The organism is Cupriavidus sp. 01L45 (assembly GCF_056399885.1).
In genome coordinates, this window is sequence record NZ_JBFTSG010000042.1 from 22,985 (window position 1) to 44,597 (window position 21,613).

Genomic DNA, 21,613 nt, shown 5'->3' on the forward strand with positions numbered 1-21,613 from the left:
TCACCCCTCCAGGCGTCGCAGCAGTTCGGCGGTGAACATGCCGACGTCGCCCCAGTACAGCTTGAGCCGGGCCTTGTCCTGGAAGTAGCGCTCCAGGTAGCGGCGCGCGCTCACCGGGTCGACGATGCTGTTGGGATCGAGCTGCGCGGAAAGGTGCTGGTATTCCTGGCGCAGGTCCGCGCCCTCCAGGTTGAGGATGCTGCGGAACAGGATGCGGAATTCCCACGACTGCACGTCGAAGCCGACGAACAGCAGCGCACTGTCGTTGAGCCGCGCCCGCACGGCCAGCGGGATGGCGTTGCGGTTCATCGACACGCTGGTGAGGTAATCGAAATACTGGTCCTCGGTCAGCACCAGCGAGCCGGGCTCGCGCAGGTCGCCGAACAGCTTGAGCACCATCGGCGCCTGCGCGGTGGGATTCGCGCGCTTGCGGCCTTCGGACAGCGCGTCGTCGCAAGCTTCGGCCTGGCGGTTCCAGCGGCACAGCCGGATGCCGGGATCGGCGCCGCCCTCGCGCAGGGCATCGGCAAGCAGGTCGCTGGGATCCGTCGTCAGGTACACCGGCAACTTGAGCCGCGCCATCGCGCGGTAGGGGCTGGCGGGATCCTGCTGGCGCTGCGCGCGGCCCACGGTGCAAACCACCTCGCCAAGCTGCGCGATGATGTCTTCGTTGCGCAGCGCCGACAGTGCGGGTGGCAGGATGTCGCGGTACTGCTGGCTCAGGTGCTGGTACGCGAACTTGAAGAAAAGCCGCCGCGGGAACACCCCTTGCTGGGACACGGCCAGGTACTGTGCCACCTGCGGCAGCTCATCGCGTTCGTGCGCCGCCATCGGGAAGTGATAGGCCTCGGCCCACATCTGCGCCAGTTGCAGGCGCGAGCCGAAGACCGTCTCGCTCATGGCCGGTCCGAGGATCGGCGTGGTCTCGCCATGCTGGATGTTCTCGATGACGGCGCGCCAGGCATCGGCGCCATCGCCTTCGTCGGGTCCGAAGCCCGGCGGATAAAAGATGCGGCCGCTGTCGAGCCGCGTGAACACCGCCGGCATCCACCAGTCGGGCTGCTGGCTGACCGCCGCGCGCGCGATGCCCGCGGCGCGGTCCACCTCGCCGTGGTCGCGCAGTTCGGTAAAGAACACCGGCATGAAGGCGTCCATGGTGGCCACGCTCACATTGCCCTGCATGGCGAGGACTGCCGGTACGCCGGCCTGCGCCAGCAGCGGGCCGAGCGCCATCAGCGTGCTGCCGCCGCGCGCCGCGCCCGCGCTCTGGCAGGAACAAAGCACCACCAGGCTGGGCGGGCGCTCCAGCGTGCCGATGCGGTCCACCAGCACGCTGCCGGCCACCAGGTCGCGCGTGCCGTCGGTGCGTTCGAGCCACAACATGGGCGTGTCATCCACCAGCGCGCCGTGGCACACGATATAGAGCACGTCCACGCCGTCGCGCAAGGCGGCGAGGATTCGTTCCACGGTGGCGTGTCCCGGCTCGGCCAGCGTGGTCACCGGGACCGGGGCGAGCGCGGCAGCCGCGCGCGCGGCTTCCCCGGCGGCATCGATCGCCGCCATCTCCGGGCCGAGCCCGCTTGGGTTTGCCACCACCACCAGCGCTGTCACATCGCTCTTTGCACGCAGCTTGGGCAGGCGCATCTCCCGCGCGAACAGGTAGCGCGAAAAAAAGCAGTGTTGCCCGATAAAGAGGGGATGCTCGCCGGCGGGGTCGAACAAGGTCTCCCATGGCAGCGCATGCAGTTCGCGCGCATCGATGCTGATGCGCAGGCGCACGCGCAGGTCCAGGCGGCGCTCCTGCGCCGCGGTCTGCGCGGCGACAAAGGCATCGCGCACAGCCGGCGCCGCGAACAGGCTGGCCGCCAGCGCGCGCCCGCACACCCGCGGGTCCGCATCGCGCAGGGCCGGGTCATCCGGTGACAGCGCCAGCGGCACGCGCGGCGTAATGGCGTCCCCTTCAGGCACCCGATGACGGGCTTCCACCTCGTACCTGCCGCCGCCATCGTTGTCGATGACGATTTCTAGCTCGGAGTAGTTGCGTGGCATAGGCCGTCTCGCGGAGTCCGTGACGCGGGGCCGGAATGCGTTGCCGGCGACGGGTGTCCCGATGGAGACGCGCCCGTCCAAGAACTAATGAATATGATATTTGCGAAAAATGCAATTTGCGTCGCTGCCGCACGGATCTGGAACGATGCCTGCGGTGATGCAAGCTGCATCCGGCGCCGCCCGCCACGGCGAGAAGCCGCCATGGCGCAACTGTTGGCCGGGACGCCACATCTCGCATTTCTGTTGCCGGAAAGCCAACATCGCATCTCGCCGCACGAGCCGGCGTCGGACACGGAATAGGCCGCTTCAGCCGCATTGGGCGGGTTTGCCCGGGAAGCAGCGAAGCAGTGTGCCCCATGCGTGGCGCAGACAGCCCACGCGCGCGAATGGCACGCTCCATGCTCACCTGACATCAAGCCTCGTAACAGGCCCGATACGGATCCCCCGATCCGACACGTCAACATCCCGACCTGTTTTACCGACTATTAGGAGACTGTAATGAACACGCTAGACATTAAAGACCTGCCGGTGTCCGAAGTGCTGGACGAGAAAGCGATGGCGGAACTGCGCGGCGGCATTGGAAGAACGCCCGTCCAGATCCTTGCATGGGAGTTGTCGGGCAAGCCGGCCACCTGGCAAGGCATGATCCTCGGCGACGATGGCCGCCTGCATCCCGGACCGGTCTGAGCCATGACGTCGACCCCAGTGGGAGACGCCGAGCCGGGCGCGAGCCGCCCCGCCTGCCCGATCGCGCTGTCCGCCGGGCAGCGCATGCTGGCGTTTGTGGACGCTTGCCGGTGCGAGACGCGCCAGCTTGCCTGGTGGCCGCAGCCGCGTACGCGGATCGTCAGGCAATGGCGGCTCGCGCCAACAGGCAGGCCTTGAACGCGAGCCCGATGCGGCTGACGTGGCGCGGCGCCGCGCCACGTCAGCCGCATTCGAGCCGCACGCACTCAGGCCGGGAAGTCAGTCGACCGTGACAGCGCTTCCCACGCCTGCAGTTCTTGCTCCACCAGCGCATGTTTTTCGCGCACGCGGTTCACCGCGTCGGTGCCGAACTGAAGGCGCTGCGGAGGCTGCTGTGCCGCTACCAGCGCAAGCAATACCTGCGCGAGTTTCCTGGGGTCGCCGGGCTGCTGGTGGTTATAGGCCTTGGCCGTGCTGCGCACCTTGCCTGCCGTCCCGGCGTAATCGCCGATCACCGTGGCGGACTCCACTACCGAGGCAGCATCCAGGAAGTCGGTGCGGAAGTAGCCAGGCTCGATCACGGTGACGTGGATGCCAAGCGGTGCAAGCTCGTCATGCAGCGCTTCCGACAGGCCTTCGACGGCAAACTTGGTCGAGCTATAGACCCCGAAACCGGCGGCTGCCCGGTAACCGCCCAGTGACGACACATTGATCACGTGCCCCGCGCGCTGGCTGCGCATCTGCGGCAGCACGGCGCGCGTCACGTTGAGCAGGCCCATCACATTGGTTTCGAAGAGGTTCCGGACTTCGGCCGCGCTGGCCTCCTCCACCGCGCCGGCCATGCCAAAACCCGCGTTGTTGACGAGCACGTCGATACGGCCGAATCGTTTCACCGCCAGCTTTACCGCTTCCCGTGCGGACGCTTCGTCGGTGACATCGAGGTCCACCGCCAGCAGGCCGGGCAAGGCGCCGAACTTGCCGGCCACGGTCTTCGAATTCCGCGCGGTCGCCACGACGGCGTCGCCGTGGGCGAGCGCCGCCGAAACGATCTCCGCGCCGATGCCGCGCGATGCGCCCGTGATCAGCCAGACGCGCTTGAATCGGGTTTGCGTTTGTTGAGTCTGATGAGTCTGTTGCGTGTGTTGCGTGTGTTGCTTGCTCATATTCATTGCTCCTTGGTCGGGTTCGGCAACCGGAAGAGCCGGTGCCGATGAAGCAAATCCTACGCATCCGATTGCCCGGCAAAAAGCGGATCGAGGTACATTCGTCATGAACCAGAGGTTCATAATGGAGTGAGCAATGGACAAGGACGCCTTCGACGGTATCGCCATGTTCCTGGCGGTGGCGGAACACAAGAGCTTTACGGTTGCCGGCAGCCGGCTGCAGGTCTCGCCGACTGCCGTCAGCAAGGCGATCCGGCTGTTGGAGCGGCGGCACGGCGTGCCGCTGTTCCAGCGCACCACCCGCAGGGTGGCCCTGACCGAGGCCGGCGCCGCGCTGTACGCGCGGCTACGTCCCGCGGCGGAGGAAATCGGCGGCGCGCTGGAAGCGCTCGGCGGCTTCAGTACCCATGCCTCGGGCACCTTGCGCATCACCATGACCCGCGCGGCCTGCGCGCTGCTGGTTGAACCGATGATCGAGCGTTTTCGCCTGCTGCATCCCGAGGTACACCTGGACCTGACGCTGGACGAAGGTGTCGTCGACCTGGTGGAAAGCGGCTTCGATGCCGGGATACGCCTGGGCGAGACGCTGGCCAAGGACATGGTTGCGCTGCGGCTCACGCCGGACGTCACCTGGTGCGTGGTCGGCAGCCCCGCCTATTTCGCCAGGGCAGGGCGGCCGAAGGCGCCGGCGGACCTGATGCGCCACCAGGGCATCCAGTATCGCTTCGTCAAATCGGGCCTGATCCATCGCTGGGATTTCCAGGTGGGCCGCCGCAAGGTATGGGTCGATATCGACAGCAAGGTCACGGTGAACGATCGCAACACGCTGGTCGATCTTGCCCGCAGGGGGCTTGGGCTGGCTTACGTCGCGGAGTTCGAGGCCGGGCGGGAACTCGCGGCGGGCGAGTTGGAGGCCGTGCTGGCGCCGTATGTGCCGCGCAGCGATGGCTTGTACCTGTATTTCCCGGTGCGCACGCAGTCGCAGGCGAAGCTGCGCGCGTTTATCGATATGCTCAAGACGGTGCTGCCGCCGGCAGGTTGAGCGGTTTTGCGAAATGCAATGCAAGGATGGCGGCGATGGATTCCTGCTATTCGGCCGCTGCAGCCACTGCTTTCCAGCGTTGGGCAGCCTGTCTCAGCACTTCACCAAATTGCCTCGCCTCGGGCGGGGCGACGGTATTGCTGGTCGCCATGACAATGTCTAGCCGCTCGATATCCACCAATCCATCGTCGCGGTCAAGAATCCGCAGGTGCTCACGGGCGGCTTGCGAGGGTACTGCCGCCACCACCATGCCAGCGTTCACCCCTGCCAGGATGCCGGGTACGGATGTACTCTCATATACGCAGCTATAGTCGGCTTCGGCATGCTCCAACGCGGCCAGGATATGGGCGCGGACCGTGCTCCCAAGCTCGTACAGCCCAATGGGGATTGGATTCTGCTGCCAGATGTGAGGCCCGTCCGGGTGCGCAACCCAGCGTAGCTCCTGGGTGAACAAGGGGTCTCCATCCATATGGGCCCCTCGCACGCCAATGGCAAGGTCCACCTGGCCGCTCTGCAGCTTTCCGTTCAGGTGCGCGGTCGACGCGCAAACCAGCTCAATGAGGACGGTCGGGTGGGTAGCATGAAAGTTCCGGATTGCAATGGGAAGCAGTTCGTTCGCATAGAACTCGGGAGCCCCGACTCGCAGACGGTGCTTTGCGCTGCCGCGAATCGCCACCCAGGCTTCTTCCTCCAGCGCAACCACACGCATCGCGTACGCGTAAAGCGCTTCCCCGGAAGCGGTCAGCTTTAGCTGTCTATTCTCCCGACAGAACAACTTGGCCTCGGCCATTTGCTCCAGTTGGCGCATCTGCATGCTCACAGCAGCTTGCGTCTTGTGACAAGCCCGCGCTGCAAGCGTAAAACTCTGACGGTCTGCGGCTGCCAGAAAAACCCGAAGTTGCTCGATGCTAGGTCTACGGCCCATAAGCGAAGTTTGTCCACCCCATCAATTTTTCTTGCTTTATTCGTCGGCGCAGTCTACGCCATACTTGGGGCGCGCCGGGATGACCTACGTCAAAAAAGGATCGTCTTTACGATAGCGTTGTAAATCGAAGTGTGTAGAGAACATGCAAATCGACCCAAGAGTCGGCTGCATAGGGCCAGAGGCTGCTGAATTAGTTGCGGGGTTATGCTACCCCTGGTCCGTTCGTGACTCGCTCATACCCGGCGCATCCGGTAAAAAAATAGGCCTCAATTGTCGGGGCTTTCGGGTGCAGGCGTCGTCGTCACGGCGACGCGGGCTTTACGGGGGGTGCAACAGGATGGTCGATTTGTGCGGCGATGCGGTGGAGCGAATCGAGTCAACATGGGGTGTGGACAATTTGTCCTTGTACGCATTTGCGATGGAGCAAGTGGCCGATTCCATCGTCATTACGGACTCGATGGGAAAAATCACCTACGTCAACAAGGCGTTCGAAGCCCAGACGGGTTATGACCGTTCGATGGCGCTTGGCAATACGCCCGGCATAGTGAAGTCGGGGAAGATGGCGGAGGCATTCTACGAGAGACTATGGGCGATTCTAGGCGCGGGTGAGACATTCAAAGGGATTTTTGTAAACAGAAGAATAGATGGCGTGCTCTTCTCCGAGGAGAAGGTCATCACGCCGCTTCGCGATCTGAACGGCGCGATTACCCACTTCATCTCGGCGGGAAGGGACGTCACCTCGCGCCTGGAATCCGAGCGCAGACTGCGAGAGCTGGCGTGCTTCGACGATTTGACGAAGCTATACAACAGGGTTTCTTTCTTCGAGCAGCTTGACGTACTGATCTCAGCCAGCAGCGAACGCTGCAACGGGGTCACGCTCCTGCTGATCGACCTTGACCGCTTCAAAGGCATCAATGACGCGTTGGGGCATGACATCGGGGACCAGGTCCTGATCAAGGTGGCGGAGCGCCTGGTCGATGCCACCCGGCTTGGCGATATCGTTGCGAGGCTCGGGGGCGATGAATTCACGGTGGCTCTTGCCGGCCCGCTGACGGATACCGACAGGGAGTCGATTCTCCAGCGCATTTGCGCCACGGTCGAGGTTCCGATCGTGGTATCCGGAACGCCGCTCTATGTAGGCGCCAGCATTGGCGTAAGCCGGTTTCCCGACGACGGCGGCGATAGCAAGGCGCTCTTCAAGCAGGCCGACATTTCGCTGTATGAGGCCAAGCGTGAAGGGCGCGGCAGGGCGAAGCACTACTCCCCTGCGCTAAGAAAGAATGCCGAGCGATATCACCAGATCTACCAGGCGATGCGGCATGCCTTTGGCGCCAGGGAACTGTGGGTTGCCTACCAGCCGGTCTTTGATCTGAAGACCAGGAAGGTAGTCGGGGTGGAAGCCCTCGTCAGGTGGAATTCCCAGACCCTGGGTACGATCATGCCTGCCGAGTTTCTCCCGGTGGTCTGTGACCTGGGGCTCGGCCACAAGCTCACGGACTTCGTTCTCGAGAAAGCATCCTCCGATATCGCTCGCGCCAACGCGGAACTTGGCGTGTCCCTGACCGTGGCGGTAAATGTCCCGGCCGAAGAGCTGCATGCTTCCGGATTTGCGGGCAAGGTCGAAGCGGCGCTGCGCAGGAGCGCGCTTGCGCCGACCTCGCTGAAGGTCGAGATTACAGAAAGTGCGCTCATCCCACAGGGGGAGTCTTCCACCTCCGCGCTGGAGGCGCTCGCGAACGCCGGCGTCGAGATCGTGATCGATGACTTCGGAACGGGGTACTCGAATCTCGGCTACCTAAGTACCCTTCCCGTAAGCTCACTGAAGATCGCGCGCTCATTCATTGAGAAAAGCGGACGAAGCGAGAATTCAAAAAAGATAATCCGGGCAATCATGATGCTCGCCTCGAATTTCGGCGTTGGCGTGATAGCCGAGGGTGTCGAAACTTCAAGTGAACTGGAATTCCTGGAGGAAGAAGGCTGTCGTCTTATACAAGGATTCCTGATTGCCCGTCCTATGCCGATAGGAGATCTGATTAACTATATGAATTCATATGGAAGGGAAGCAGACTGGACGAGAGGCGGCACTGGAAAGGAGAAGTAAGAAGTGTCAAAAAACATGATCTTATTTCTGCGTATTTTTTATGCAACGGGATACTTGTCGGGGAAACGGAATGCGCGGGAATTTTCCAGTCAAAAATGAAGAGTACGTGCTGCCGGATGGTGAGGTCATCATTACGCGCACGGATATTTTCAGCCGCATTACCTATGCTAACGAAGCGTTTGTCAGGAGCAGCGGATTCTCCAGGGCTGAAATCATCGGCGAGCCGCAGAACATCGTCCGCCATCCGGACATGCCGGCGAAGGCGTTCGAGGATATGTGGGCAACGCTGCAGGATGACCGTCCGTGGACAGGGGTCGTCAAGAACCGGCGCAGGGACGGCGGGTTCTATTGGGTGGTCGCAAATGTCACGCCCGTCTTCAAATCGGGGCAGAAGGTCGGCTATATGTCAGTGCGGACCAAGCCTTCCAGGGAGCAGGTGGCAACCGCAACCGAGCTCTACCGGCGGATTCGGGAGGGGGAGGACAAGCGTTTCCGGTTGCATCATGGTGAAGTCAAGCGCGTAGGAATCGCTGGCCTCTCGAGCCGGATTCTGGGACTGCCTGTCGGCATCCGCCTCTGGGCCGTCATGCTTGTGCTCGTAGGCATTCTGTTGGCACAAGCCATCGGCGTCAGCCTCCTGAAAGCGGAGGCTGGCATCTTCGTGGAAGGGATATGGATGCTCACCGCATCCGGCGTGGTGATTGGCCTCGGGGCGGCGTTCTATCTTTCGCGGCAGGTGCTGGAGCCACTCAAGAGGCTGAATGAGACGGCCTTTGCCGTTTCTTCGGGGCAGGTACAGGCCCGGTTCCCGGAGCGCGGCGACGTTCAGGCAAAGATGCTGGGACGCGTATTGAACCAGATGAACGCCAAGCTGGTAGGCGTCTTGCTGGACGCGAGGGTGGCCGTCGATACCATCCGGGTGGCGGCGGCAAACCAGGAGCGCGGCAATGCGGATCTCTCCCGGCGCAATGAGGAAACGGCGAGTTCAATCGAAGAAACGACAGGAAGCCTGTCCCAGATCACTGAAACGGCGCGGCGGAACGCATTGGGCGCGGAACACGTCAACGAGGCGGCACAGGCGGCTTCCAGCGCGGCGATGTCTGCGGCAAGCGATGTTCGCAAGCTGGCGAACCTCATGGGCGACCTGGACCGTCAGTCCAGGAAGATCGCTGAAATCACGTCGATGATTGACGGCATTGCGTTTCAAACGAACATTCTTGCGCTGAACGCCGCCGTCGAAGCCGCCAGGGCTGGCGAAAGCGGCAGGAGTTTCTCTGTCGTGGCTACCGAGGTTCGAGGCTTGTCGACCAGGACGGCAAGCGCAGCCAAGGAGATCAAGCTCCTGATCGACGATTCAAATCAAGCCATATCCCAGGCCGGGGCAGTGGCCGTATGCGCAGGCGGGGCGATGGCGGGCGTCGAAGAGAAGGTGAGGGCGCTGATGGACTCTGTGTCGATCATCGCCAGCGCCAGCAGGGAGCAGAGCCAGGAGATCGGGCATATTGATCTGGCGGTAGGGCAAGTGGCGCAGCTGACGCAACGAAATGCGGGTCTCGTCGAGCAGGCCGCGGAGTCAGCATCCAGGTTGGGTCAGCAGGCGCAGCATCTGGAGGACTGCGTCAATGTATTCATGCTGACCGAATGAGCTGCCGCGCAGGGATCGGGCGCTCAGTGTTCCAGGCCCGGGACATTAGCCCGCATTCGCAAACGCGCGCAACTGCTCGATATCCAGGATCTCGATCGCGCCTCGCGTGCGGTGCAACACGCCCCGCAGTTCGAGATCCTTGAGGATCTGGTTCACCGTCTGCCGGGAGACGGAGAGCATCAGCCCGAGTTCCTCCTGCTGCACGTGGATGACCCGCTTGCTGCGGCCATGCCGCTCGCCGTAGCCGCCGGCTATGGCCAGGAGCCGGTGGGCCAGCCTGACCGGCGCCGGCAGCAATGCCGACGCTTCGATGGCGTTTAGCGTCAGTCTCAGCTTTTGTGTGAGCAGGAGCCCGAACGCTCTCCAGTGCGATGGGTTTTGCGCAAGAAAGTGAAGCAGATCCGACTGGGGTGTGTGCAGCAGCAACGCATCGCTTTGCACCCAAGCATCGTGGGTGCGCGGCAAGCCGTCGAACAGGGAAATTTCCCCGAACCATTGCGGCGCCTCGGCAAAGGCAAGCAGCGCCTCCTTGCCCTGCTCGGAGGTTCTTGTCATCCGGACCGCGCCATCCACCACGAAGTAGAGGCCGTCCGGCGCATCGCCGCGGCGGAACAGGGGCTCGCCGGCGGCCAGGGCCCTGACCCGTGAATGCTCGGCGATCCACCCTTGAAGCCCGGCAGTCAGGCCTGCAAACCAGGCACTGGATTTCAGGGCGGCCAGGCGGTCGTCGATGGTAAATGGCTTTGACACAGCGACATTCTTGGCTTTATGTCAGGAAGACGACATTGTATTCGGCCATTTCCGGCAAAGATCCTCACTTGTCGTGACGACCCCTAGATGAAAACCCTCGTAAACGAGGGCGCAAGCATGAAAACCGCAACGTCAGCGGCTGGCGGCGTCGCGGTCCCGGCAATGACGTCATCAACAGGAACGAGGCAATGGCCACCCAGACCGCCCCCGATCTCTACAAGCGTGATTTACCCGCCGCATTTCGCGCGATCCGCAAGCTGCTCGCGAACGGCGACGATACGACGCAGGTGTTCCTCATCATGCGCGCGCTCAACGGGCCCGCCGCGGCGAAGAATTTCGACCGGCTCATGAAGACGCCGCAGGGGCGCAAGCAGGCCTATCGGCGCGTCGAGCTGGCGGAGCGGTTCTCCGATCCGGCGTTTATCGCGAGCTTCGCGCCGGGCACGCTCGGCGCTGCCTACCGCGCGTTTCTCGAGGAAACGGGATACAGCGCCGCCGGCCTCGCCGAAGTCTCGAACATCAACCGGGAGCCGCTCATCGAGAGTCCCTACGCCTGGAGCGCCAGGCGAACCCGCGACGTTCACGACATCTGGCATGCGCTGACCGGCTACAAGGCCGACGAGAACCTGGGCGAGGCGGCGCTGGTGGCGTTCAGCTACGCGCAGACCGGCGGCCTTGGCTGGGCGTTCATTGCGGCAGCCGCCGCGCTGAAGAGCCTGCGCAAGACTGGCACCACCGCCTATGCGCGTGCCGTGATCGAGGGGTATCGCAACGGCCGCAAGGCAACGTGGCTGCTCGGCGAGGATTATGAGGCGCTCTTGCACGAGCCGCTCGACGCGGCGCGCGCACGGCTCGGCATCGCCGAGCCCATTGCGTACCTGGATTGTCCCGAGAAGCAATGGGCCTGACCGGGCCGGTGGGACCGGCCAAGGGCCGCGCCATGCCGGGCGGCCAGCCTCAGATGGTTCCGAACAGCGCGCGCGGCCGGTCGCGCAGCGTCTGCGCCACGATCCGCAATGCGCTCACCAACTGATCGCGCGAGGCGGCGCAGGCGAGGTTGATCCGCACGCCGTGCTCGCTGGTTGAGCGGTCCACAGCGAATGCCGAGGCCGGCATGGTGTTGACGCCGCGCGCCAGCGCATTCGCCGCGAAGTCGTCCGAGCGCCACGGCGCCGGCACGCGCAGCCAGACGAACATGCAGGCCGGATCGCTCTTCAGATGCGCCTTGGGCAACAGTTCGCGCGCAAGCTCCTGCCGCACCGCGAGCTCCGCGCGCTGGGCATCGAGAATGCACTGCGCCGTGCCGTCCTCGATCCAGCGCGTGGCGATCAGCGTCGATAGCGGCGCGGGCATCCACGCCGTGGTACGCACCGCTTCGGCCGCCAGCGCGGCGCCGTTGGGCGGCGTCAGCACATAGCCCACCCGCAGTCCCGGCGCGAGGACCTTCGATGTCGACGTGACATGGAAGGTCAGCTCCGGACACAGGCTGGCAATCGTGGGCAGGCGCGTGCGCAACAGCGGGCCGTAGACATCGTCCTCGATGATGGCGATGTGGTGCCGGCGCGCAATGTCGACCAGCGCCGCGCGCCGCGCCAGGCTCATCGTCACTACCGTTGGGTTCTGCAGGTTGGGCACGGTGAAGATGGCCTTGACGCGCAGGCGCCGGCACGCATCTTCGAGTTGCTCGGGCAACAGGCCTTCGTCGTCGCTGGGAATGCCGACGAGTTCAAACTGGAACACCGGTGCGAGCGCCTTCAGCCCGTAGTAGGTGAGCTGGTCGGAGAGGATCACGCCGTCGTGGCCCATCAGGCTGCTCAGCACCGCGTAGAGACCATGCTGCGCGCCACTGGTAACGACCACGTTCTCCGGCGCGGGCGTGAAACCCGGCGCCGCCATCCATCGCGCGCCGGCGGCGCGCGCCCAGTCCGGTCCCTGCGGCGGCTGGTACTCCTGCGTTTCCGGATAGCGCGGATCGCGCGGGACGGCGCCCATCGTCCGCGCAAGCTGCGCCAGGAACTCGCCCGTTGCCGGCCGGTTGACCGTGAGGTCGATGACGGTATTCGACGCTTCGCCGGTCGCGCTGCGCGCCGGCCTGGCCTGGACGGACGGCATCGCACCCCCGGTGACGATGGACCCGCGCCGCTTGCTGGCCACGATCAGACCGCGGGCCTGCAATTCCTTGTAGGCCCGCGATACGGTCGAGACATTGATGCCCAGCTCCACGGCCAGGTCGCGCTGGGCGGGCAGCCGGCTGCCAGTGGGGTAGACGCCGCTGCGCACCTTCTCTTCCAGCGCACGCGAGACTTCCAGGTATGGCGCCTGACGTACTTTTGTCTGGAGATCGTCGCCGTCGTTTGTGTGGTGTGTCTCAGTATTCATCCCGTTTTGATCTCCATACAAATACCCTTTGGCTTGCGGTCGCGCCGCGCGGAGAGTCAGATCCACTCGCTAGCCACATATTAACCTGTCGCGTCGCTATCCGGCCAGCGGCAGGCTTTCCACGCAACAATTCCACTGGGCTCAGGGAAAATACCGACGTCCACACAAAGACAAACAAATTGCACTCAAAAAAGTTTTGTGTGACGATATTTGTGTCGTTTGTATGCCCTCAGTCCGGCAGCACGACCCGAACTGTATTACAGGAGGAGACACCCGTGGCAGATCAAGCATTATCGCGACCGGCACGCCCGACGCCGGCCCCATCCAACCCCCCGGCCCCGGCCGACCTTGGCAAGTCCCTGCGGCAGCGGCATGTGACGATGATTTCGCTCGGCGGCATCATCGGCGCGGGGCTGTTCGTCGGCAGCAGCGCCACGATCAGCGCGATGGGGCCGGCGGCATGCCTGAGCTACCTGCTGGCCGGCATCGTCGTGCTGTTCGTCATGCGGATGCTTGGCGAAATGGCGCTCGCCAACCCCGGCATCGGTTCGTTCACCGAATACACGCGCCTCGGGCTGGGCAACTGGGCCGGCTTCACCAATGGCTGGCTGTACTGGTATTTCTGGGTCATCGTGGTCGCCGTGGAGGCGGTGGCCGGCGCCGCCATCCTGCAGCGCTGGATACCCGCGCCGGTGTGGGCGATCGGCCTCGTGCTGCTGTCGGTGATGACCGTCATCAACCTGATGTCGGTGAAGTCATATGGCGAGTTCGAGTACTGGTTCGCATCGATCAAGGTAGCGGCGATCATCGTGTTTATCGCGATCGGCGCGGGCTATCTGCTTGGCTTTTCGTCGTGGCACGAAACGGCCGCGCACCTGACCGGCGACCGCGGCTTCCTGCCCTTCGGCGCCATGTCGATCTTTGCCGGGGTGCCGACCGTGATCTTCGCCGTGGGTGGCGCGGAAATCGCAACCATTGCCGCCGCCGAATCCGACGACCCCGGCAAGAGCGTTGCGGCGATGACGCGCTCCGTGATCCTGCGCGTGATCACGTTCTACGTTGGCTCGATGTTCGTCATTGCCTGCATCGTGCCGTGGGCGCAGATCAAGGTCGGCTATTCGCCCTTCGTCGCCGCGCTGGAAACGATGCACGTGCCCGGCGCCGCGGACATCATGAACGCGATCGTGCTGGTCGCCGTGCTGTCGGCGCTGAATTCCGGGCTGTATGTGTCGTCGCGCATCCTGTTCCGCCTGGCCGAGCGCGGCGATGCGCCGGGCCGCCTGCTGAAGCTTTCGGCGCACAAGGTACCGCGCCTGGGCGTGCTGCTGAGCAGCATGGTCGGCTATGTTGCCATCGTCGCGGCCATTGTCTCGCCGCAAGGCGTGTTCCTCTATCTCGTCAATGCGTCGGGTGCGATCATGCTCTTCGTCTACCTGGCGATCGCGGTCTCGCAGATACGCCTGCGCAGGCGCATCGAGGCCGCCGCGCCCCAGCGCCTGACGCTCAAGATGTGGCTGTTCCCGTGGTTGTCGTACGCTGTGGTAGCGGCCATCGCCGGCGTGCTGCTGGCGATGGCCGCCGATGCGGAGCTGCGGCCGCAACTGCTGGCCAGCGTCGCGAGTCTTGCGGTTGCGCTGGCGGCCTACTGGCTGTGTGCGAAGCGCCGCACCGACGACGCGACGGCAACCGGCTACCGTTCGGCCATCGGTGTGCCCATACTGCAAGGGAGAAAGTAATGGCGAAAGTCGCCATCATCGGCGCCGGCTTCATCGGGCTTGCCAGCGCCGCCTGGCTGATGCGCGACGGGCACGACGTGACCCTGTTCGACCCGTCCGGTGTGGGGCAAGGCGCGTCGTACGGCAACGCGGGCACGTTCGCGCACTATGGGTGCATTCCCGTGAACAACCCATCCGTGTTCCGGGACCTGCCGCGCTTCCTGCTGTCGAGCCAGAGCCCGCTCCGGCTGCGCTGGGGCTACCTGCCGCAGCTCGCGCCCTGGCTCGGCCGCTTCATGATGAGTTCGCTGCCGCGCCGCTATGAGGCCAGCGCCGGCGCCCTGGCCGCTTTGCTGAGTCATGCGCAGGACGGATATGCGCCGCTGCTGGCCGATCCCGGCCTTGCGCAATTCGTGCGGGCGCGGGAATGCCTGTACCTCTACTCCAGTGCATCGTCGTTTGACGGGGCACGGCCCGCGCTGGATCTGCGGCGCAAACTTGGCGTGAAATTCGACGTTGTCGGCGCGGGAGATATCCAACAGCTCGAACCCGCGCTTGCGCCGATCTTCGAGCGCGGCGTTCTCTTCAGCGACAGCTGGCACTTCTCCGATCCGCATGCCTTCCTGCTGGCGCTCCACGCGCAATTGGCCGCGCGCGGATTGAAACTCGAACATGCCGGGGTAAGCGCCGTGCAACCCACGGCGGGCGGCGTGACGGTGGTTGCCGAAGGCATGGCGCAGCGTGGCTACGATCATGTGGTGATCGCCACCGGCGCGCGTTCGGCGAAGTTCGCAAAGCAGTGCGGCGACAGGGTGCCGCTCGATACGGAGCGCGGCTATCACGTGCGCTATGCCGGCGCGGCGCAACTGATCTCGCGGCCGGTCGGCTGGGCCGAACGCGGCTTCTACATGACACCGATGCGCGACGGTATCCGGGTGGCGGGCACGGTCGAACTGGGCGGATTCAGCGACACGCGTAGTCGCTCGCTGCTGGACCTGCTGACATTTTCCTCGCGGCGCGCCTTGCCCGCGCTCAGGGAGCCGGACAGCAGCTGGCTGGGCTTTCGCCCGACGCTGCCCGATGGCGTGCCGGTGCTGGGGCATTCACGCGCCAGCGACCGCGTGATCTACGCATTCGGCCACCAGCACCTGGGCCTGACGCTGGCGGGCATCAGCGGCCGCGTGGTCGCGGACCTGGTCGCGCGGCGCAGCCCCGTGCTCGATCTTGCGCCGTATGCGGCAACCCGTTTCTAGCCATACGACTCCGACATGTCGCGCATCGGCCGGTCGCTTATCCCCAGGCGCGACACCATATCTCGCAAGGAGCGCATCATGAATCGCCGCCATTGTCTGTTGAGCCTGGCAGTTTGCGCACTGTCCGCGCAAGCGCCGCTGACCCGGGCCGCCGAGCCCAAGGTCGTGAAAATCGGTTTTGTCGCGCCGCTGACCGGCTCGGTCGCGCGGGTCGGCAAGGATCTGCAGTATGGCGCGCAACTGGCGCTCGACGAGGAGAACGCCAGGAGCCCGACGGTCGGCGGCGCGCCGGTCAAGTTCGTGCTGGATGTGCAGGACGACCAGGCGGACCCGCGCGTGGCCATGCAGGTTGCGCAGAAACTGGACGACGACGGCGTCGTCGGTGTGATCGGCCACTACAACTCGGGATGCAGCATCCCCGCATCGGCGGTGTATCACCAGGCCAGTATCGCCATGATCACGCCCGGCTCGACCAATCCGCAACTGACCAAGCAAGGCTTCAGGAATGTGTTCCGCACGATGGGGCATGACGGCGTGGGCGGCGTCGTTGCCGGGCGTTTCGTGGTCGAACAGGTCAAGGCCCGGCGGATCGGCATCATCGATGACAGCACGGCCTTCGGACAAGGCCTCGCGGATGCCTTCGAGAGGGGCGTGAAGGAAGCCAAGGGCAGCATCGTCCGCCGCGAGTTCACCAGCGACAAGGCCGTCGATTTCCGCCCGATCCTGACCACGCTCAAGGGCCGGAATGTCGACGTGATCTTCTTCGGCGGCCTGGATGCGCAAGGCGCGATGGTGGTCAAGCAGATGCGCTCGCTGGGCATGCAGGCGCAATTGTTCGGCGCCGGCGCGCTCAAGAGCAATGCCTTCCTGCAGATCGCCGGCACGGCCGGCGAGGGCACGCAGGACCTGGAGCCCGGACCCGCGCTGGACAAGCTGCCCGCGGCGCAGGAGTTCGGCAAGCGCTACAAGGCGCGCTTCAACCAGGATGTCGAACTGTACGCGCCGTTTGCCTACGACGCGGCGCTCGCGATGATCAAGGCGATCCACGATGCCAACTCGCTCGACCGGAAGAAGATCGTCGACAGCCTGGCGAAGGTGACTGTGACTGGCGTCACCGGCAAGATCGCATTCGATCCCTACGGTGACCTGATCAAGCCGCCCTATACGCTGTTCGAAGTCCGGCAGGGGCAGTGGAAGAGCGTCAGGACGCTGGGCGGCGAAGGCGGGAACTGACCGCGCCTGGTCCCGGACCGGCGGCGGGGAAGAGAGTCCCGATAGCGTCAAGGTGGGATGGAGCGGGCAAATGCCTTTATTTGACGGTCCGTTTCCCACGCTTGCTGCCAAGAGCCGCCAGCCAATAAAAGAGGCGCCATCGCCGTTGTTTTTGTATGCAAAAATAGAATACAATCAACCGCAGTAAAGAGCGCGGCGCGGGCATCGGCCCAAGCTGATCATGGGTTCGGAGGACAATATGACATTTTGTGAAGCAGGCCTGACGTCACCACATGTACCGGCTCTCGAGCCGATCGAGAACTACCTGAAAGCCCATATCACCGGCAAGGCCGAATATATGCGCCTGGCTTTCCATCCGGACGCGAGGATTGTCTCGTTTCGCGATGGCGTGCTGCACTCCCTGAGCGTCGATGAATTCTCCGCTCGCTTTCAGGGCCAACCCGCACCTGATGAAGCTCAGCGCAAACGCTTCATCACGCATTTCGACGTCGTCGGCAATGCCGGCAGCGCCAAGGTTGTACTGCAATATCCGGAAGTGACATTCACGGACTACATGACGCTGCTGGAGATCGACGGCGTGTGGAAGATTTCCAACAAGACGTTCAGCGCAGCGCCGCAAGAAAAAACCAGATAAGCGGCGGCGGGTGCGGCTTGTGACCTTCCGCAGGCAGAACCCGGATGCTAGCTGGTCCACCGACGCGTGCATCCGAGCCTGGTCGCCGGGGCACCGGCTGCACCGCACCGGCGAACTCGAACCGGCGCGGCGCGGGAAGTCGCCGATAAACGGTATATACTGTTTATTCCGTTTTTCATTCAAATCTGCCGTGAACTCACCGATCATCAAGCCGCCCACGAAAAAGGCATTTCATTTTCCGAAGAGCGCGGACGTGGCCACTAGTGCCGCATCCGCAACCAAGGGCAAAGCGCCGCGGGGCTTGGATAGCAAGAAGTCAGTGACGAGGGCCGACAAGAGCAAGGCACCAAAGGTGGAAGCTCGCGCCGGCTCGGCCGTGCCGAAAAAGGCGCCGGGTGCCAAGAAGGAAAAGGTGCTGCGTGACAGCTTCACGATGCCAAAGTCCGACTACGCAAGAATCGATGAACTCAAGCAGCGATGCCTCGATGCGGGTGTGCACATCAAGAAGAGCGAGCTTCTGCGAGCAGGCTTGCTGCTTCTTGCCGCGACGTCGCCAAAGCAATTGCTGGCTGCGGTCTCGAAAGTCGAAGCCGTCAAGACCGGGCGTCCACCGAAGGCCTAGGCGCTTGTAGCGTGCCTGCGCGGCTCGCCGCGGTTGGCTGGCCTCGCATGTGTCCTGGCGTCGAAAGACGCGCAAGTCCTGGCGTTAAGGGCTTTCATTGACGGCCGCGACGAGCGGGGAGGAGCGCGAGTAGCGCAGGACGCCGCCCACATGTCCCAGTCCCATTCCGATGGCGTACAACGAGCACGCCAGTGTCATCAGCAGCAGGGCGCCGACCATCGAAGCGGTCATCGTTTGCGTTGCCATCACCAACAGGAAGGACGCGCTGCGCCAGCTAGCGGCGGCAAGGCGGTACGACGCACGGCCGATTCGCTTGCCGGCGGCAATGCGGAAAGTGCGTTGCATCATCGATGGCTCCGGCTTATCAGTGGATGGTCCTTGCTGGGAGGCAATCCGTCCTTGCGACGCGCAAAGTCAGATTGACCTCATGCGAAACGGACGCTTCAGTGCGCGGCCGCGGCGGCCTCCGATACCTGGCCCTTGACCGGCTTGGTTAGCCAGATCAGCGGCACGATCATGATGAAGATCACACCCGAGATCCAGAAGATGTCGTTCAGGCCCAGCATGATGGCTTGCGTGTTCAGGCTGCGCTCGAAATACGCGACGGCCTGGCCCGGCGTGAAGCCCAGTGTCGACTGGATCGACTGGAGGGCGGCACCGTACAGCGGGTTGTTCGGACTGGCTTGCTCGGCCAGTTGGGCGTGGTGCAGCACGGCGCGGTTGTTCCAGCCGGTCGTGGCCAGCGACGTACCTACCGCCCCGCAGAAGACGCGGGCGAAGTTGGACAGGCCGGCGGCGGCGGGAATCTTCTCTGGCGGCTGGCCCGAGAGGATGATCGCGGTCAGCGGGACGAAGAAGAGCGCGGTCGGAATGCCTTGCAGCAGGGTGGGCAGCACCAGGGTGAAGGTATCCACGCCGGTGGTGTAGTGGGAACGCATGAAGAAGACAGCCGCGAAGCCGACGAAGGAGAGCGTGGCGAGCACGCGCAATTCCGCCTTGGGCATCAGCTTGCCCAGCACCGGCGTGAGCAGCACGGCGAAGATCCCCAGCGGTGCGGTCGCCAGGCCGGCGTTGACGGCCGGGTAGGCCAGGTACTGTTGCATCCATTGCGGCAACACGACCAGGTTGGCAAAGAAGACCGCGAAGGCAACCGAGATGGCGACGGTGCCGGCCAGGAAGTTGCGGCCCTTGAACAGGCGCAGGTCGATGATCGGATTCTCTTCGGTCAACTCCCAGATCACGAAGAAGAGGAAACTGAGCAGCGCCACCACGGCCAGGATGATGATGACCGGGGAGTTGAACCAGTCCAGGTCCTTGCCTTTGTCGAGCATGATCTGCAACGAGGCGACCCAGGTAATCAGCGAGGCCAGGCCCACCAGGTCGATCGGCAGCTTGCGGGCCGGCGTCTCGCGGTCGCGGTAGACGGCCCACGTAACGGCCGCGGCAAACAGGCCGACCGGCACGTTGATGTAGAAGATCCAGGACCACGAGTAGCTGTCGGTCATCCAGCCGCCCAGCGCGGGGCCGGCGATCGGGCCCACGGTGGCGGTCATGGCCCACAGCGCCAGCGCCATGGCGCTCTTCTCCTTGGGATACGAGCCCAGCAGGATGGATTGCGACAACGGGATCAGAGGTCCTGCCACCGCGCCTTGCAGGATCCGCGCGGCGAGCAGCACGGTCAGGTTGGGGGCAATGCCACACAGCCAGGACGACAGCACGAACAGGAGGATCGCGGTGACGAACAGGCGGATCTGACCCACACGCTGGGTCAGCCAACCCGTCAACGGAATCGCGACGGCGTTGGCCGCGGCGAACAATGTGATCACCCAGGTGCCTTCGTCGATCGACACACCGAGGTTGCCGGAGATGGTCGGGATCGCGACGTTGGCGATCGACGAGTCCAGCACGTTCATAAAGGTGGCCAGGGCCACGGCGAAGCTTCCCAGCACGAGCTTGCCGCCGGTGAGCGGGGCGGGTGCGGTCTGGGTCTGGGCTGGGGATTGCATGGGGGCGTTCCGAAAGAGATTCGCTCTGGGGCAGCCGCCGCACGATCTGCGGCAGCGGTCCGGCTAGTAATCTGATATGTCAGATAAATGGACGAGAGAGGGCTGGTGCATTGCGGTGCTCAGGCCCCGGCCGCTTGCATGAGCGGCTGAGGCTTCGCGCCTTGCGCCGTACGCTGCGCCGGCAGCTTCGCCACGTCCGTGCCGGACTTGCCGTTGCTGTTCTGTGCAATGATCCGCGTGATCTCGCGGTCGGCCTCTTCGCCATAGCGCTGGAACACATCGGTGCGATAGGTCGTGCGATATGGCGTTTCGCCGCCGGTGGCGAGCTGCGAGCCGGTGGCCGTGTGGGTTGCCACGTCGACCTGCATCGACAGGCCGATCTGCAGCGGGTGCGCGCGCAGTTCCGCCGGATCGAGCAGGATACGCACGGGCAGGCGCTGCACGACCTTGATCCAGTTGCCGGTGGCGTTCTGCGCGGGCAGCGCGGAGAAGGCGCTGCCGGTGCCGGCCGAGAAGCCCACCACCTTGCCGTGGTAGGTCACGCTGCCGCCGTACAGGTCGGCATGCAGTTCGACCGGCTGGCCCATGCGGATGTGCTTGAGCTGGACTTCCTTGAAATTGGCGTCCACCCAAACGCCGTCGAGCGGCACGATGGCCATTAGCGGCGTGCCGGGGGCAACGCGTTGGCCTACCTGCACCGAACGCCGCGCCACGTATCCCGTGACCGGGGCGGGAAGCGTGTTGCGGGCATTGGCCAGATACGCGTCACGCACCTTGGCCGCGGAGGCGAGCACGCCGGGGTGGTCGGCAACGGACGCCTGGTCCGTCAACGCATGGTTCGAGGCCAGTTGCTGACGAGCGCTATCAAGCGCGGCTTCGGCGGCCTTGACCGCATCGCGGGCGTGCGCCACGTCTTCGGCGGCTACGGCGCCGGCTTCGCCCACCTCGGTACGGCGGCGCAGGTCGTCCCTGGCGCGGGCGAGGTCCGCCTGGCGTTGCCGCACCGTGGCGTCGAGCACGTTGTTGTTGACATAAAGGGCGCTGACCTGGCGTACGGTCTGGCCCAGCGCGGCCTCGGCGCTGGCGAGCGCAACCCTGGCATCGGCGGCGTCGAGGGATACCACCGGCTCGCCGGCCTTCACGATCTGCGTATCGTCGGCATTGACCGCGATCACCGTGCCGATGACTTGCGGCGTGAGCTGGACCAGGTTGCCGTTGACATAGGCGTCATCGGTTTCCTCGTGAAAGCGCGCCACGCTGTAGTAGTAGGCGCCGTAGCCGGCCACGGCGAGCGCGCTGGCCAGGCCGAGCAAGGCAAGCAGCCGCTTGCGGGTGTTTTGCGTGGAGGACTTGGCGGGTTGGGCTTCGGCGGTAGCCTGGTCGGTCTTGGTCGTTTCGTTCATGGTGTC

The 21,613-nt window shown here is 64.2% G+C and carries 19 protein-coding genes; 11 read left to right on the top strand and 8 right to left on the bottom strand.

Annotated features, from left to right (window positions below; genetic code table 11):
- Entirely contained in the window at positions 1 to 2,049 is a 2,049-nt protein-coding gene (locus AC1DT6_RS26330) for a CHAT domain-containing protein (protein WP_441625963.1), read from the bottom strand.
- A 498-nt stretch (positions 2,050 to 2,547) separates the two neighbouring features.
- On the opposite strand from AC1DT6_RS26330, the gene AC1DT6_RS26335 reads away from it, so the two are divergent.
- Together AC1DT6_RS26335 and AC1DT6_RS26340 are read left to right on the top strand one after the other, a co-directional pair.
- Positions 2,548 to 2,736 (top strand): hypothetical protein, encoded by a 189-nt coding sequence (locus AC1DT6_RS26335; protein ID WP_441625965.1) that lies wholly within the window; start codon positions 2,548 to 2,550, stop codon positions 2,734 to 2,736.
- A 3-nt stretch (positions 2,737 to 2,739) separates the two neighbouring features.
- Positions 2,740 to 2,934 (top strand): hypothetical protein, encoded by a 195-nt coding sequence (locus tag AC1DT6_RS26340; protein ID WP_441625967.1) that lies wholly within the window; start codon positions 2,740 to 2,742, stop codon positions 2,932 to 2,934.
- 68 nt (positions 2,935 to 3,002) lie between these two features.
- Here the strand turns inward: AC1DT6_RS26340 and AC1DT6_RS26345 are convergent, their stop codons facing one another.
- The gene (locus tag AC1DT6_RS26345) at positions 3,003 to 3,905 is read right to left on the bottom strand and encodes an oxidoreductase (RefSeq protein WP_441625969.1); all 903 of its coding nucleotides are present in this window, start codon (positions 3,903 to 3,905) and stop codon (positions 3,003 to 3,005) included.
- A 130-nt stretch (positions 3,906 to 4,035) separates the two neighbouring features.
- Here AC1DT6_RS26345 and AC1DT6_RS26350 point away from each other — a divergent pair, with 130 nt between their 5' ends.
- Positions 4,036 to 4,941: a LysR family transcriptional regulator gene (locus AC1DT6_RS26350; protein WP_441625971.1), complete on the top strand. Its 906-nt coding sequence runs from the start codon at positions 4,036 to 4,038 to the stop codon at positions 4,939 to 4,941.
- 46 nt (positions 4,942 to 4,987) lie between these two features.
- Here AC1DT6_RS26350 and AC1DT6_RS26355 read toward each other — a convergent pair whose 3' ends face one another.
- Positions 4,988 to 5,866: a LysR family transcriptional regulator gene (locus tag AC1DT6_RS26355; protein ID WP_441625973.1), complete on the bottom strand. Its 879-nt coding sequence runs from the start codon at positions 5,864 to 5,866 to the stop codon at positions 4,988 to 4,990.
- A 337-nt stretch (positions 5,867 to 6,203) separates the two neighbouring features.
- Here AC1DT6_RS26355 and AC1DT6_RS26360 point away from each other — a divergent pair, with 337 nt between their 5' ends.
- Both AC1DT6_RS26360 and AC1DT6_RS26365 read left to right on the top strand, forming a co-directional pair.
- Positions 6,204 to 7,967, top strand: a complete 1,764-nt coding sequence (locus tag AC1DT6_RS26360; RefSeq protein WP_441625975.1) for a sensor domain-containing protein — start codon at positions 6,204 to 6,206, stop codon at positions 7,965 to 7,967.
- A gap of 70 nt (positions 7,968 to 8,037) precedes the next feature.
- Positions 8,038 to 9,612 carry a methyl-accepting chemotaxis protein gene (locus AC1DT6_RS26365; RefSeq protein ID WP_441625977.1) on the top strand — a complete coding sequence of 525 codons (1,575 nt, stop codon included), beginning with the start codon at positions 8,038 to 8,040 and terminating at the stop codon, positions 9,610 to 9,612.
- A gap of 45 nt (positions 9,613 to 9,657) precedes the next feature.
- On the opposite strand, the gene AC1DT6_RS26370 is transcribed toward AC1DT6_RS26365, so the two are convergent.
- A complete protein-coding gene (locus AC1DT6_RS26370) occupies positions 9,658 to 10,362 on the bottom strand; it encodes a Crp/Fnr family transcriptional regulator (protein ID WP_441625979.1) in 705 nt (234 codons plus the stop codon).
- A gap of 188 nt (positions 10,363 to 10,550) precedes the next feature.
- On the opposite strand from AC1DT6_RS26370, the gene AC1DT6_RS26375 reads away from it, so the two are divergent.
- Complete coding sequence (locus AC1DT6_RS26375; RefSeq protein WP_441625981.1) at positions 10,551 to 11,270, top strand: Coq4 family protein; 720 nt, start codon at positions 10,551 to 10,553, stop codon at positions 11,268 to 11,270.
- A 49-nt stretch (positions 11,271 to 11,319) separates the two neighbouring features.
- Here the strand turns inward: AC1DT6_RS26375 and AC1DT6_RS26380 are convergent, their stop codons facing one another.
- Positions 11,320 to 12,741, bottom strand: coding sequence for an aminotransferase-like domain-containing protein (locus AC1DT6_RS26380; protein WP_441625983.1), 1,422 nt, complete (start codon positions 12,739 to 12,741; stop codon positions 11,320 to 11,322).
- Positions 12,742 to 13,121: 380 nt separating this feature from the next.
- On the opposite strand from AC1DT6_RS26380, the gene AC1DT6_RS26385 reads away from it, so the two are divergent.
- The 5 genes from AC1DT6_RS26385 to AC1DT6_RS26405 all read left to right on the top strand — a co-directional run bounded on the left by AC1DT6_RS26385 (position 13,122) and on the right by AC1DT6_RS26405 (position 18,198).
- A complete protein-coding gene (locus AC1DT6_RS26385; RefSeq protein ID WP_441626078.1) occupies positions 13,122 to 14,477 on the top strand; it encodes an amino acid permease in 1,356 nt (451 codons plus the stop codon).
- Complete coding sequence (locus AC1DT6_RS26390) at positions 14,477 to 15,709, top strand: NAD(P)/FAD-dependent oxidoreductase (protein ID WP_441625985.1); 1,233 nt, start codon at positions 14,477 to 14,479, stop codon at positions 15,707 to 15,709. Before AC1DT6_RS26385 ends, AC1DT6_RS26390 begins: the two co-directional genes overlap by 1 nt.
- Positions 15,710 to 15,787: 78 nt before the next feature.
- The gene (locus AC1DT6_RS26395; RefSeq protein WP_441625987.1) at positions 15,788 to 16,942 is read left to right on the top strand and encodes a branched-chain amino acid ABC transporter substrate-binding protein; all 1,155 of its coding nucleotides are present in this window, start codon (positions 15,788 to 15,790) and stop codon (positions 16,940 to 16,942) included.
- 238 nt (positions 16,943 to 17,180) lie between these two features.
- Complete coding sequence (locus AC1DT6_RS26400) at positions 17,181 to 17,576, top strand: nuclear transport factor 2 family protein (RefSeq protein ID WP_045236895.1); 396 nt, start codon at positions 17,181 to 17,183, stop codon at positions 17,574 to 17,576.
- 19 nt (positions 17,577 to 17,595) lie between these two features.
- Positions 17,596 to 18,198, top strand: coding sequence for a hypothetical protein (locus AC1DT6_RS26405; protein WP_441625989.1), 603 nt, complete (start codon positions 17,596 to 17,598; stop codon positions 18,196 to 18,198).
- 84 nt (positions 18,199 to 18,282) lie between these two features.
- On the opposite strand, the gene AC1DT6_RS26410 is transcribed toward AC1DT6_RS26405, so the two are convergent.
- The 3 genes from AC1DT6_RS26410 to AC1DT6_RS26420 all read right to left on the bottom strand — a co-directional run bounded on the left by AC1DT6_RS26410 (position 18,283) and on the right by AC1DT6_RS26420 (position 21,607).
- Positions 18,283 to 18,546, bottom strand: coding sequence for a hypothetical protein (locus AC1DT6_RS26410; protein ID WP_441625991.1), 264 nt, complete (start codon positions 18,544 to 18,546; stop codon positions 18,283 to 18,285).
- Between the two features lie 95 nt (positions 18,547 to 18,641).
- Positions 18,642 to 20,204: a DHA2 family efflux MFS transporter permease subunit gene (locus tag AC1DT6_RS26415; protein ID WP_441625993.1), complete on the bottom strand. Its 1,563-nt coding sequence runs from the start codon at positions 20,202 to 20,204 to the stop codon at positions 18,642 to 18,644.
- A 119-nt stretch (positions 20,205 to 20,323) separates the two neighbouring features.
- Complete coding sequence (locus tag AC1DT6_RS26420; RefSeq protein WP_441625995.1) at positions 20,324 to 21,607, bottom strand: HlyD family secretion protein; 1,284 nt, start codon at positions 21,605 to 21,607, stop codon at positions 20,324 to 20,326.
- Positions 21,608 to 21,613 lie beyond the last annotated feature (6 nt).